The following is a 12,147-nucleotide window of genomic DNA, read 5'->3' as shown; positions in this document are numbered from 1 at the left end:
GAGATGCGAAATATGAAAATAGTTCTGAAGGCCGGCTTGACGCTGTTGGCCGCGTTCCAGTTTGCGCCAGCATTTGCAGGAGAGAACTATTCGCCGTTTGGCTTGAGCTGTACACGCGGCGGCGAGCCTGGCGAAGAGGTGAAAAAGGTCAGCGCAAGCCTGGACCAGCGTTTCAGCGCCATCTGGGGCAAGGATTGGGTGTATCAGACGCTTCCAACCAAGCGTATTGACCCGAAGGCGATGGAAGAGATTGCAAGCATCGCAGGTTGCGCTGCCATGTTGGACCGTTCTGCATGCTCGAACTTCTTTGATCCCGAATTCGGCGGGAACCTTACAGTGTTTACCGCCTTGGGCAGCAAAGCACCGATCCGCAAACAGTTTGATGAAGCTATCGCGGCATTGCCATCGGTCGAAGCACGAAAAGCCGCCCAATACTGCGTCAAGCTTGTCGGAAAAAAATAGTGCACAAGACGGTACTGGCGCAGGCTGGCCTGGCGATTTTGCTCGGCTGCGGGGTTGCACAAGCATTCGCGGGCGAGGGGTATTCCCCTGGCGGGCTGCGTTGCGTGACCAGGCCAAACGGCGTGCCTGCGGAAGAGGATGTCAACAAGGTCGGGGAAACCCTGCGTCAGCGCTTCGACACTGTCTGGGGCAAGGATAAATGGATCGGCAAGCCGATTCCCTCCAAGCGCATCGACCCAAAGGCGATGGAGGAGATTGCTGCGGCTTCGGCTTGCGGTGCCTTCATGGACCAATCGTCCTGTTCGACTTACTTTGATCCGGAGTTTGGCGGGGAGCTGGCCATTTTCATGAGCTTGGGCACCAAGGTGCCCGTCCGTCAGCAATTCGATGAGTCCATCGCTGCGTTGCCTTCAGCGGAGGCGCGCAAGGCTGCGCAATACTGCGTCAAGCTCGTTGGAAAAAAATAGATTATCAGGAAGGGTAGCAGGATGAGTCGTCCAGTGATTCGCATTGGAGATAAGACGTCGCATGGCGGGGAGGTCAAGACCGGCAGCTCCAACTTTGTCGTCGACGGCAAGGGCGTGGCGCGGCTGGGCGATACGGTGAGTTGCCCGTTGCATCCAAGCGAAACCACCATCAACAGCGGCAGCGAAACCTACATCACCGACGGCAAGCCAACTGCCCGCGACGGCGATACCACTGCCTGCGGCGCCACGCTGATTGCCAGCCAGACCAGGTACCTGATCAAGTAGGCCAGGTCTTGGTTTCGTTGGGTAATTTGTTGGATGGTGACTATTGAATAGATTTGGCCGTCATCGGCAATGGCATTCTTCCGCCTTCGCAGAATTACAAAGGAAGAAGTAGTGTTCATCATGTTTGGCTGGGTCAAGGAACGAAAAGAGGTCGGCCAGGCGCTTACCTGTCATTGCTATCGCTGCCAGCGCACGCGTATGTGGGAGCATTGGAAAGAGACGGAGTGGGTGTCGTTCTTTACGATCAAGACGATTCCATTCCTGTCCAAGTCCTACCTTGTATGTTCGGCATGCCGGGAACCTGTCGCCGTTGACAGTGCGCGCTCAAGGTTCATTGGGAGTGTGGCAAACGAGCAGCGCCTCGCTGCATTCCTGGACGAGCATCAACTTGCGCTGAAGACGCCAGTCCAAAGAAGCTATCTTCTGGCGCAGCGAGAACAGGATCAACGGCGCGAATGAAAGGCCGTCAGCGCCTCAGCCATGAATGGAACCAGCAAGCGCTAATCCATGCAGCGAGGACGCTGCAAGGGGCAGGGCGGGTTCTGCCGTTCTCGGTGTATTCGTCGGTCAAGGAGCAGAAGATCGTCAATGTGCCGATCATCAGGCCGATGCTGATCTGCGTGCTCGACGGCAGCAAGCGCTTGGGCAGCAAGGGCGAGATTGTTTGTCCGCGCGGCAGCTTTATCGTGCTGTCGAACCACCCCAGCATCAATATGCGCAATATCCCCGGGGATGGGGAATACCTGGCGCTGATCGTGGAGTTCGAACACGATGATTTCGATTGCCTGCCGCCGAAGGCCGCCAGGACCGTGCCGTTTGTGCAGGGCGAGATAGGCCCGGTATTTGAAAAGACCTTGCAGCAGTTCGTTGAATGGGCCGCCTTCGCGCCGCAGGCGATATGGGCTGCGCGCCGGCGTGAGATTCTTCAGCTGATTTACCACCTGGGCCATGTCCAGGTCAGCGCTGTCATGGAACCGCCCAGCCTTAGCCATCGCCTGCACAGCATGATTTGCGTGGAATTCGGCATTGAGATGGGTGCCGACGTTCTTGCATCCCGTCTCGCGCTCAGCGAGTCCACCCTGCGTCGCAAGCTGGCAGCGGAAGGCACTACTTTGCAGGCGATCAAGGATCGGGCAAGGCTGGGCCATGGCCTGCACCTGGTGCAAACAACATTTGAGCCAATCGGACGGGTTGCGGAAAGGTGCGGTTACCAGTCCCAGTCGCGCTTTACCGACAAGTTCAAGCAGTTCTTCGGCATCACGCCGTCCGAACTACGCAAAACAAGGATGCGCGACGAAGACCGAGCGTTACTGCGTCGTCTTCCCACGAATGACTGATTAAGGCGAAACTCTGGCTGGTTTCGGACTAAACCGCTTTTCGGTTGCTGCTTACCATGTGCGTTCTTCAACACGGGAGCACATATGCGACACCTTATTTTTGCAGCACTGCTGGTATCCAACTCCGCGCTGGCGGGATCGCTGACCCTGGCCAGCACCGACATCGCCGACGGCAAGTTCATGGCCAAGGCCCAGGAATTCCAGGGCTTCGGCTGTAGCGGTGGAAACCAGTCCCCGCAACTATCCTGGTCCGGAGCGCCGCAAGGCACGGCGGCTTTCGCCATCCTGGTCCATGATGCCGATGCGCCGACTGGCAGCGGCTGGTGGCACTGGCAGCTTGTCAATATTCCGAAGGATGTGACTTCGCTGCCGGCGGGCGCGCTGGCTCCTGCGGGCAGCCAGCAGATGCGCAACGACTACGGCGCGAAGGGGTTCGGCGGCGCATGCCCGCCATCGGGGTACGGCGTGCATCACTATCGGTTCACGGTGCATGCGCTGTCGCAAAAACTCGACCTTCCCGAGGACGCATCGGGCGCACTGACCGGTTATATGGTCAGGGCGCACTCGCTCGGAGCGAGCACTATCGAGGCCCTGTACCAGCGCGATTAAGCCCGAGGATGGCGCGGGCGTGGCGCGCTGCGATCCATTCTTCGTCGGTAGGTTCGACAGCCACCAGTGGTCCGGCGCCGCAGCTGATCAGAGGGGCGTTGCTACGGTTGGCCGCGTCATCGACCTGCACGCCGAGGAAGCCCAGCGCGGCGCAAATGCGGCGGCGGATCTCGGCATTGTGCTCGCCAATGCCCGCTGTGAAGACCAGCATGTCCAGGCCACCCAGTACCGCGCACAGGGCGCCGATTTCGCGCACGATGCGGCGCACGTACAAGGCCAGCGCGTCGCGTGCACGCGGAGACTCCGCCTCTTGCTCCAGCAGCAGGCGTGGGTCGGCGGCGATGCCCGATACGCCCAGCAGGCCTGACTCGTGGTACAGCAAATGGCCGACTTCGTGCGTGCTCAGGCCTTCGATATCCATCAGGTAGAGCAAGGCGCCGGGGTCCAGTGCGCCGCAGCGCGTGCCCATCATCAAGCCGTCCAGGGCGGAAAAGCCCATGGTGGTGGCGACGCTGGCCAGGCCCTGCATCGCGCACAGGCTGGCGCCGCTGCCCAGGTGGGCGGCGATGGTGCGGCCCTGCGCTGCGCCGCCGTGCCGCGCTGCCAGCGCGAGCGACAGGTATTCGTAGGACAGGCCATGGAAGCCGTAGCGCCGCAAGCCGCGCTCCCACGCCGCGTAGGGCAGGGGCAGCATTTGTTCGACCACCGGCAGGGTATGGTGGAAGGCGGTATCGAAGCAGGCGACTTGCGGCAGGCTGGGGTGGCTGGCGAGCAGGGTCTCGATCGCTTCCAGCGCAAAGGGCTGGTGCAGCGGCGCCAGCGGGATGTAGCTGCGCAGGTCGGCCAGTACCGGCGCGTCCAGCAACACCGGCGCGCTGTACTTGAGGCCTCCGTGCACCACCCGGTGTGCAATGGCTGTCAGCGTTTCACCAGCGCCCTGCAGGCGTTGCGCCAGCTGCGCCAGGATGGCGTCCAGTGCTGCGTGGTAGGGTTGTTCGCCGCCGGCCGGCAGCGCACGGGACGTGGCGCCTGGCAGGTCCAGCGTTGGCCGGGGACCGGTCACGCCGTCGACTTTGCCATGCCATAGTGCCTTCGCGTCCAATCCGGTTTCCCCGGCGTCAAAGAGGGCGAACTTGATGCTCGACGATCCGCAGTTCAGTACCAGGATGCGTGGTGTCATGGCGGGGTCGCCTCATACTGGCGGGCCAGCAGCAGGGCCACGGCACAGGAAGCGAGCCGGCTTTCGCGGCTGTCGGCGCGGCTGGTCAGCACGATCGGCAGGCGCGCGCCGAGCACCACGCCGGCGCTGTTGGCGCCGCCCAGGTATTCCAGCTGCTTGGCCAGCATATTGCCGCTTTCCAGGTCGGGAGCGACCAGCACGTCGGCTTGCCCGGCTACTTTCGACACGATGCCCTTGATGCGCGCCGCTGCCGGCGATACGGCATTGTCGAAGGCCAGGGGGCCGTCCAGCAGGGCGCCGCTGATCTGGCCGCGGTCGGCCATCTTGCACAGGATCGCGGCGTCGAGGGTGGCCGGCATATGGGGGTTGACGGTCTCCACTGCGGCCAGGATGGCCACGCGCGGCGTGGCGACGCCGATGGCGTGCGCCAGGTCGATGGCATTGCGGATGATGTCGGCTTTTTCTTCCAGCGTCGGCGCGATATTGATGGCGGCGTCGGTCACGATAAAGGGACGAGGATAGGCCGGAGTCTGCATCAGGAAGCAGTGGCTGATGCGGCGCTTGGTGCGCAGGGCCGGGCAGCCGACCACGGCGCCCATCAGTTCATCGGTGTGCAGGCTGCCTTTCATCAGCAGCGCCGCTTCTCCCTGCACGGCAAGTTCGACTGCGCGTGCAGCGGCCGCATGGCTGTGCGGCACATCCTCGATGCGGCAGCCGCCCAGGTCCAGGCCGGCCTGCCTGGCCACGGCCTGCAGTTTTGCTTGCGGCGCCACCAGGATCGGCGTGATCAGGCCGGCGGCCTTCGCGTCGAGCGCCGCGCCCAGGCTGGACTCGTCGCAGGGATGGACCACCGCGGTAGCCAGCGGGCCGAAGCCGCGTGCATGCGCCAGCAGGGCCTGGATTTCGCCGCCGCCGGGCATGAGGCGCACCTCCGGCAGCGTGGCGCGGGGACGGGCGATTGCTTCAGTGGGCGCGATCACATCGGCTTCCCCCGTGATTACGGCCACGCCATCCTGGTTGATGCACTGGCAGGCCAGCTTGAGGCGCTTGCGCGCTTCGTCGCGGGCGGTGACGGTGACGCTGGTGGTTAGCGTGTCGCCAACGCGCACCGGAGCGGTAAATTTCAGGGTCTGCCCGAGGTAGATGGTGCCAGGGCCCGGCAGGCGGGTGCCCAGCACGGCCGAGATCAGGGCGCCGCCGAACATGCCGTGTGCGATCACGCTGTGAAAGCGCGTGTTGGCGGCGAAATCCTCGTCCAGGTGCTGCGGGTTGGCGTCGCCCGACAGCACGGCAAAGAGCTGGATGTCGGCGCTCGTGAGCGTGCGCACCAGCGTTCCGGTGTCGCCCACGGCAATGTCGTCGAAAACGCGGTTGCGGATGGTGCTTAAATCGTCTTGTAGCATGGTGGATTCCCAGGTCTTCGAAAAGGTTCAGGCCATCTGCGCAATGGTAGCGCGGAAGCGCCGCAAGGAGATGGCAAACAGCGTGGCGCCGATGGCGGCGATGGCCAGCAGTTGCGGCCAGACCACGTCGATGCCGGCGTTGCGGTACAGGATGGCCTGGCCGGCAGCCACGAAATGGGTGGTGGGCGCCGCCAGCATCAGGTGCTGCACCAGCGCCGGCATGCTTTCGCGCGGCGTCACGCCGCCCGACAACAGCTGCAGGGGCAGCAGCACCAGTACCAGCAGCATGCCGAACTGCGGCATGCTGCGCGCCAGCGTGGCCATGAAGATGCCCATCGCCGTGGTGGCGAACAGGTGCAGCGCGGCCACCAGCGTGAACAGAGCGATCGAACCCTGCACCGGCACGCGCAGTGCGCCCTGCACCACGAACAGCAGGGCGCCCAGCGCCGCGAGCAGCACCACCAGCCCCATGGACCACACCTTGGCCAGCATGATCTGGGCCGGCGATACCGGCATCACCAGCAAATGTTCGACGGTGCCATGTTCGCGTTCGCGGATCAGCGCCGCGCCGCTCAGGATGATCGACAGCATGGTGACGTTGTTGATGATCTCCATCAGTGCGCCGAACCAGGCTTGTTCCAGGTTGGGGTTGAAGCGCAGGCGCAGGTCCAGCCCGACCGGCAGGCCGGGATCGGGACGGCCGCGGCGCAGGAAGTCGCTCACTTCGGCCGACACCATGCGGCTGATGCTGGCGTTGCCGGTGAAGGCCTGGCTCATGCGGGTGGCATCGACGTTCAGCTGCAGCGCCGGCGACTGGCCGGCCAGCAGGTCGCGCTGGTAGCCGGGCGGAATGGTGAGCACGAAAGTGTAGTCGCCGCGGTCCATGCCGGCGTCGGCCTGCTGTGGCGTGAGCAGCACCGGCGTGACGAACTGCGGCGGGTAGAAGGCCGAGACGATGCGGGCCGACAGCGGCGAGGCATCCTGGTCCACCACGGCCAGTGCCACATGGTGCAGGCTTTCCGGCATGGCGGTGGCGGCGACGTAGATCGATACCGAGAAGGTGTAGGCGATCAGCACCAGCATGATCGGGTCGCGCAACAGGCTCCAGAGTTCCTTGATGCCGAGCCGGTAGATGTTTGAAAGACGGGCGCGCATGCTCAGGCCTCCTGTTTCCTGAGCAGGGCAATCGCCGACAGCAGGATCAGCGGCAGCGCCAGTGCCAGCATGGCAAAGGCTTGCTGCAGGTCGCCCAGGCCCAGTGCCTTGTTGAACACGCCGCGGCTGATGGCCAGGAAATGCGTGGCCGGATACACGCGGCCGATCAGCGCGCCGATGCCTTCCAGCGCCGACACGGGGTTGATCAGGCCTGCAAACTGCACGCAAGGGATCAGGGTGCCGATCATGGTGAAGAACAGGGCTGCGATCTGGCTGCGCGTGAAGGTCGAGACCAGCAGGCCAAAACCGGTGGCGCAGACGACGTAGAACAGCGCGGCCACGCTCAAGGCGGCGAAGCTGCCTTTGAGCGGCACGCCGAACACGGACTGGGCCACCAGCGTGAGCAGCACGAAGTTGAGCATGCCGAGCGCGATATAGGGCAGCTGTTTCCCGATCAGGAATTCGGCGCGGCTGACCGGCGTGACGTACAGGTTGAGGATGGACCCCAGCTCTTTCTCGCGCACCACGGACAGCGCCGCCAGCATGGCCGGGATCATCAGCAGCAGCAGCGGGATCACGGCGGGGATCATGGCGGGCAGGCTGCGTACGTCGGGGTTGTAGCGGTAGCGCGTTTCGATGGCGCCGGGAGCGGCGAGGCGGGCGCCCAGCCGCCGCGTGGCCATGTCCTGCAGCCAGCCCAGGTGGGCAGCCTGCACGTAGCCGCGCGTGGTTTCCGCCCGCAGCGGCATGGCGCCGTCGACCCACGCCCCGACCGCGACCGGGGCGCCGCGCTGCAGGGAGCGGCCAAAGCCGGGTGAAAGTTCGATTGCCAGCGCCAGTTCGCCGCTGCGCATGCGGCGGTCCAGTTCAGCATAGTCGGCCAGCGCCGGACGTTCAATGAAGTAGCGTGAGCCGGCCAGGTTTTGCGCGTAGCTCTGGCTCAGGGCGCTCTGGTCGCGGTCCAGCACGGCGAAGTTCAGGTGGTCGACATCGAGGTTGATGCCGTAGCCGATGATGCACATCAGGATCAGGGTGCCCAGCAGGGCGAGCGTGGCGCGCACCGGGTCGCGCCGCAGCTCCAGCGTCTCGCGGCGCGTGTAGCTGAGGGCGCGGCGCAGGCTTTGTTGCCAGGGACGGGCTGCAACGGACGGCGTCGCCGCAGGCACCGAGCCCGGCACGCCGGCGCCGGGATCGTCGGCGTCGGCTGCGTTCCTGGTCCCGGCGGCATCTTCCAGGTAGGCGATGAAGGCCTGTTCCAGCGTGGCGGCGCGGCGTTGGCGAACCAGTTCGGCAGGCGCCGCGCTGACCAGAACGCGCCCGGCATGCATCAGCGAGATGCGGTCGCAGCGCTCGGCTTCATTCATGAAGTGGGTGGAGATGAAGATCGTGACCTGGTCGCGGCGCGCCAGGTCGATCATCAACTGCCAGAACATATCGCGCGCCACCGGATCGACGCCTGAAGTGGGCTCGTCGAGGATCAGCAATTCCGGGCGGTGCACCATGGCCACGGCCAGCGACAGGCGCTGGCGGATGCCAAGCGGCAGTTGCTCGGGCAGGGTGTCCAGCACATCCCCCAAGCCGAAGCGCTGCGCCAATTCCTGCACTCGGCCGGCAATCTCCGGCTCTGGCACGCTGAACAGGCGTGCATGCAGCACCAGGTTTTGCAGCACCGTCAGTTCGCCATACAGCGAAAATGCCTGCGACATATAGCCGACCCGGCGCCGGGTGGCCAGGTCGCGCGGGTCGACCACCTGGCCGAACAGCTTTGCGCTGCCGGCGCTGGCGGGCAGCAGGCCGGTCAGCATCTTCATGGTGGTCGATTTGCCGCAGCCGTTGGAGCCGAGGAAGCCGAAGATCTCGCCGCGGCAAATGCGGAAGTCCACATTGTCCACCGCCACGAAGTCGCCAAAGCGCATGGTCAGGCCGCTGGCCTCGATGGCGACGGCCTGGCTGCCGCCTTGTTCCAGCGGCGGAATCCGCACCGGCCGGTGCTGGCTGCGCCGGGCTTCCGGCAGCAGGGCGATAAACGCTTCCTCCAGCGAGGCGCTGCCGGTGCGTTGCTGCAGTTCCTGCGGCGCGCCAGTCGCCAGGACCTGGCCGCCGTCCATCGCCACCAGCCAGTCGAAGCGATTGGCTTCATCCATGTAGGCGGTGGCCACGATCACGCTCATTTGCGGCCGTTGCGCACGGATGCCCGCGATCAGGTCCCAGAACTGGGCGCGCGACAGCGGATCGACGCCGGTGGTCGGTTCATCGAGGATCAGCAGGTCGGGATCGTGGATCAGCGCACAGCAAAGGCCCAGCTTCTGCTTCATGCCGCCCGACAGCTTGCCTGCCGGGCGGTCGAGGAAGGGCGCCAGTCCGGTGCTGGCGGTCAGGTGGGCGATGCGGCGCCGCTGCTCGGCGGCGCCATGGCCGAACAGGCCGCCAAAGAACTGCAGGTTTTCTTCCACCGACAGCGTCGGATACAGGTTTTTTCCCAGGCCTTGCGGCATGTAGGCGATGCGCGGACATAAAAGGCCGCGCTGCGTCTTGTCGCGCATATCGCTGCCAAGCACCCGCACGCCGCCCAGCTGCACTGCGCGCGCGCCGGCCACCAACGAGAGCAGGCTCGATTTGCCGACGCCGTCCGGACCGATCAGGCCCACCATGCAAGCTGCCGGCAAGGCCAGGGTGATGTCGCTCAGTGCGGTGACCTCGCCATAGCGCAGGCTGACGCCGGATAGTTCGGCGACCGGCGCCGTACCGTTCACTGTGGCACCCGCAGGGCCAGCGCCGCCGGCCACTCCGCCTGGCGGTCAAGCTTGATCCACGCCGTGCCGGGCAGGCCGGTCTTCACCAGCGGCAAATGCTTTTGCAGGAGGGCGGGGTCAATGCGCGCCTTGACGCGGAACATCAGCTTTTGCCGCTCGTTGGCGGTTTCCACGGTTTTTGGCGTGAACTGGGCGGTGCTGGAAACGTAGGAGACCCGTGCCGGGATAACGTATTGCGGCGCGGCGTCCAGCACCACATGCACCTCGCTGCCAAGCGCCAGGCGGCCAGCCGCCACTTCCGGCACGAAGAAGGTCATGTAGACGTCGCCCAGGTCGACCAGGTTGAGGACCTTGCCGCCGCCGGGCAGTACTTCGCCCGGCTGGGCGATGCGGTATTGCACGCGGCCGTCGCGCGCTGCCAGCAGGGCGCCGTCGTCGATATCGACCTGGATGCGGGCCAGGGTCGCCTGCAGCGCCGTGACCGCGGCATGCGCGCCTTGCAGCTGCATGCGGGCCGCTGCCACCGCGCTGCCACCTGCTGCCGCCTGCGCCTGGGCTGCGCGCAGGCCGGCGCTGATGGTGCCGACGCGGGCGCGGTCGTCGTCCAGCTCCTGCTCCGAGGCGGCGCCTTCGCCGGCCAGCGTCTCGGAGCGGGCCAGGCGGCGGCGCGCGGCCTGCAGCTCGCTTTCGCGCTGTGCCACCACCGCCTGGGCGGCAGCCTGGTCGCCAAGACGCATGGCGACGGCAGCCTCGGCGCTGGCGACGTTGGCACGCGCATGCTGTTGCTGCGCCAGCACCTCGTCGCGCTGGGCCTCCAGCGACTTGACCTGCATATGGGCCAGCACCTGGCCGGTGCGCACGAAGTCGCCCTCGTCGACCAGGATGTCCTGCAAGCGGCCCGGCAGCTTGGCGGCGACGTCGATCTCGGTGGCTTCGATGCGGCCGTTGCCGCTCAGGACCTGGTCGCCGTAGCCGCGCTGGCGGGCCTGGACCCAGGCATAGGCGCCGCCAATGGACAGGGCGGCCAGCAGCGCAGCCAGCAGCAGTTGTTTTTTCTTGAACTTGATCATGATGAAAGACCTGGATGTTCGGATGACGGTGCGGAAGATTCGCCGGCAGCGCCGCCCAGGGCAAGGTAAAGGGCGACGCGGGCCGCCTGCAGCGCATGGTGGGCGCGCACCTGCTGCTGTTCGACCGTCAGCAGGTCGCGCTGCGCGTCAAGCACGTCGAGGTAGGAGCTGGCGCCGCTGTCGTAGCGCAGCTGGGACAGGCGCGCGCGCCGCTGCTGCACCAGCACCGCGGCATCGGCCACTTCCAGCTGGCCGGCCAGCCAGTGCAGCGCCGACAGCGCATCGGCCACGTCGCGGAAGGCGCCTTGCACGGCCTTGTCGTACGCGGCCAGTGCTTCGTCGCGGCGCGCTTCGGCCAGGTTCAGTTGGTCGCGCCGGCGGTTGCCGTCGAACAGGGGCAGGGTGATGCCGGGAGCGAAATTCCAGGCGCGGCTGCCGCCCTCGAACAGGCCGTCGAGTTCGGCGCTGGCGCTGCCCAGCGATCCGGTCAGCGCAATGCGCGGAAAGTAGGCGGCGCGGGCGGCGCCGATGCTGGCATTGGCGCCGCGCAGCCGGTGTTCGGCAGCGATGATGTCGGGCCGCTGCGCCAGCAGGTCGGATGGCAGGCCGGCGGCCGGTGCGGCCAGGGAGATTTCGCCGCCGCCGTCGGGCAGCTTGACCGGGGCGCCGACCAGCAGGTCCAGCGCATGCTGCTGCGTGTTGCGTTCCTGTTGCAGTTGCAAGACCAGGGAGCGTGCCTGGATCAGCAGGGTTTCGACCTGGGCCAGCTGCAGCTGCGAGGAAGAACCCAATGTCGCGCGGCGTGCCACCATGTCGAAGGTCTGCTGGCGGCTGGCCAACGTGCGCTCGGCCAGCGCTATGCGCTGCGCGGTGTCGCGCAGGTCCAGGTAGGCCAGGGCGACCTGACCGACCAGGCTGGCGCGCGCGGCGTTGCGCGCAGCGTCGGTCGCCAGGTAGGCTTGCAGCGCTGCTTCGCTGAGGTTGCGCACGCGGCCCCAGAAATCGAGCTCCCAGCTCGCCAGGCCAACGCCGGCCTGGTATTGGCTGGCATGCAGCGGCCGGCGTGTGAGGTTCAAGTCGGCCGGCACGCGCGAGCGATCGGCGCCGGCTTGGGCCGCCATTGCCGGCAGTTGGGCGGAGGCTTCAACGCCATAGGCGGCACGCGCCTGCGCCACGCGGCTGACGGCGATGCGCAAGTCGCGGTTGTCCTGCAGCGCTTGCGCGATCAGCGCCTGCAGTTGCGGGTCGCGGAAGAAGTTGCGCCAGTCGCTTTCCAGCGCCGCGCCGCCGGCTGGTGCGAACGATGGATACTGTGCAGGAACCGGCAGCGCCGGCTGCTGGTAGCCGGGCGCTAGGCTGGTGCAGGCGCCGAGCGAGGCTGCCAGCAGTAGCGGCAGGGAGCGGAAGGGAAGTCGTGGCATCGCAG

General features: G+C 65.9%; 12 protein-coding genes. 6 read left to right on the top strand and 6 right to left on the bottom strand.

The annotated features are described in order from the left end of the window. Nucleotides 1–3 precede the first annotated feature (3 nt). From ACN9MW_RS22480 to ACN9MW_RS22455, 6 genes are all read left to right on the top strand, one after another. The gene (locus tag ACN9MW_RS22480; protein WP_426162852.1) at nucleotides 4–462 is read left to right on the top strand and encodes a hypothetical protein; all 459 of its coding nucleotides are present in this window, start codon (nucleotides 4–6) and stop codon (nucleotides 460–462) included. Next, nucleotides 462–929 carry a hypothetical protein gene (locus ACN9MW_RS22475; protein ID WP_426162850.1) on the top strand — a complete coding sequence of 156 codons (468 nt, stop codon included), beginning with the start codon at nucleotides 462–464 and terminating at the stop codon, nucleotides 927–929. The genes ACN9MW_RS22480 and ACN9MW_RS22475 overlap by 1 nt, the downstream gene beginning before the upstream one ends. A gap of 21 nt (nucleotides 930–950) precedes the next feature. Next, nucleotides 951–1,214 (top strand): PAAR domain-containing protein, encoded by a 264-nt coding sequence (locus ACN9MW_RS22470; RefSeq protein WP_426162848.1) that lies wholly within the window; start codon nucleotides 951–953, stop codon nucleotides 1,212–1,214. Between the two features lie 111 nt (nucleotides 1,215–1,325). Beyond that, nucleotides 1,326–1,673 carry a hypothetical protein gene (locus ACN9MW_RS22465; RefSeq protein WP_426162846.1) on the top strand — a complete coding sequence of 116 codons (348 nt, stop codon included), beginning with the start codon at nucleotides 1,326–1,328 and terminating at the stop codon, nucleotides 1,671–1,673. Then, a complete protein-coding gene (locus ACN9MW_RS22460; RefSeq protein ID WP_426162844.1) occupies nucleotides 1,670–2,551 on the top strand; it encodes a helix-turn-helix transcriptional regulator in 882 nt (293 codons plus the stop codon). Before ACN9MW_RS22465 ends, ACN9MW_RS22460 begins: the two co-directional genes overlap by 4 nt. Nucleotides 2,552–2,635: 84 nt before the next feature. Then, complete coding sequence (locus ACN9MW_RS22455; RefSeq protein WP_426162842.1) at nucleotides 2,636–3,160, top strand: YbhB/YbcL family Raf kinase inhibitor-like protein; 525 nt, start codon at nucleotides 2,636–2,638, stop codon at nucleotides 3,158–3,160. Here the strand turns inward: ACN9MW_RS22455 and ACN9MW_RS22450 are convergent. From ACN9MW_RS22450 to ACN9MW_RS22425, 6 genes are read right to left on the bottom strand one after another with little or no spacing between them, the layout of a single operon-like run. Next, nucleotides 3,132–4,340 (bottom strand): acetate/propionate family kinase, encoded by a 1,209-nt coding sequence (locus ACN9MW_RS22450; protein ID WP_426162840.1) that lies wholly within the window; start codon nucleotides 4,338–4,340, stop codon nucleotides 3,132–3,134. The two genes, ACN9MW_RS22455 and ACN9MW_RS22450, sit on opposite strands and share 29 nt — an antisense overlap. After that, the gene (locus ACN9MW_RS22445; protein WP_426162838.1) at nucleotides 4,337–5,743 is read right to left on the bottom strand and encodes a bifunctional enoyl-CoA hydratase/phosphate acetyltransferase; all 1,407 of its coding nucleotides are present in this window, start codon (nucleotides 5,741–5,743) and stop codon (nucleotides 4,337–4,339) included. The genes ACN9MW_RS22450 and ACN9MW_RS22445 overlap by 4 nt, the downstream gene beginning before the upstream one ends. Nucleotides 5,744–5,770: 27 nt before the next feature. Continuing rightward, complete coding sequence (locus ACN9MW_RS22440; protein ID WP_426162836.1) at nucleotides 5,771–6,898, bottom strand: ABC transporter permease; 1,128 nt, start codon at nucleotides 6,896–6,898, stop codon at nucleotides 5,771–5,773. 2 nt (nucleotides 6,899–6,900) lie between these two features. After that, nucleotides 6,901–9,651, bottom strand: coding sequence for a ribosome-associated ATPase/putative transporter RbbA (rbbA, locus tag ACN9MW_RS22435; protein ID WP_426162834.1), 2,751 nt, complete (start codon nucleotides 9,649–9,651; stop codon nucleotides 6,901–6,903). Then, nucleotides 9,648–10,721, bottom strand: coding sequence for an HlyD family secretion protein (locus tag ACN9MW_RS22430; RefSeq protein ID WP_426162832.1), 1,074 nt, complete (start codon nucleotides 10,719–10,721; stop codon nucleotides 9,648–9,650). The genes rbbA and ACN9MW_RS22430 overlap by 4 nt, the downstream gene beginning before the upstream one ends. Beyond that, nucleotides 10,718–12,142 carry an efflux transporter outer membrane subunit gene (locus ACN9MW_RS22425; RefSeq protein WP_426162830.1) on the bottom strand — a complete coding sequence of 475 codons (1,425 nt, stop codon included), beginning with the start codon at nucleotides 12,140–12,142 and terminating at the stop codon, nucleotides 10,718–10,720. The genes ACN9MW_RS22430 and ACN9MW_RS22425 overlap by 4 nt, the downstream gene beginning before the upstream one ends. Between the last annotated feature and the right edge of the window lie 5 nt (nucleotides 12,143–12,147).

It is taken from the genome of Pseudoduganella sp. R-34 (assembly GCF_049904655.1).
Taxonomy (GTDB): Bacteria; Pseudomonadota; Gammaproteobacteria; order Burkholderiales; family Burkholderiaceae_D; genus Rugamonas.
The sequence above is the reverse complement of the archived record's forward strand: the minus strand, read 5'-3'. Positions and strand labels throughout refer to the sequence as shown.

What these genes read in the sequence shown, in the direction of transcription:
- ACN9MW_RS22480 (WP_426162852.1), top strand. Translation starts at nt 4, where the DNA reads ATGCGAAATATGAAAATAGTTCTGAAGGCCGGCTTGACGCTGTTGGCC.
- ACN9MW_RS22470 (WP_426162848.1), top strand. Translation starts at nt 951, where the DNA reads ATGAGTCGTCCAGTGATTCGCATTGGAGATAAGACGTCGCATGGCGGG.
- ACN9MW_RS22460 (WP_426162844.1), top strand. Translation starts at nt 1,670, where the DNA reads ATGAAAGGCCGTCAGCGCCTCAGCCATGAATGGAACCAGCAAGCGCTA.
- ACN9MW_RS22455 (WP_426162842.1), top strand. Translation starts at nt 2,636, where the DNA reads ATGCGACACCTTATTTTTGCAGCACTGCTGGTATCCAACTCCGCGCTG.
- ACN9MW_RS22450 (WP_426162840.1), bottom strand. Translation starts at nt 4,340, where the DNA reads ATGACACCACGCATCCTGGTACTGAACTGCGGATCGTCGAGCATCAAG.
- ACN9MW_RS22445 (WP_426162838.1), bottom strand. Translation starts at nt 5,743, where the DNA reads ATGCTACAAGACGATTTAAGCACCATCCGCAACCGCGTTTTCGACGAC.
- ACN9MW_RS22440 (WP_426162836.1), bottom strand. Translation starts at nt 6,898, where the DNA reads ATGCGCGCCCGTCTTTCAAACATCTACCGGCTCGGCATCAAGGAACTC.
- ACN9MW_RS22430 (WP_426162832.1), bottom strand. Translation starts at nt 10,721, where the DNA reads ATGATCAAGTTCAAGAAAAAACAACTGCTGCTGGCTGCGCTGCTGGCC.
- ACN9MW_RS22425 (WP_426162830.1), bottom strand. Translation starts at nt 12,142, where the DNA reads ATGCCACGACTTCCCTTCCGCTCCCTGCCGCTACTGCTGGCAGCCTCG.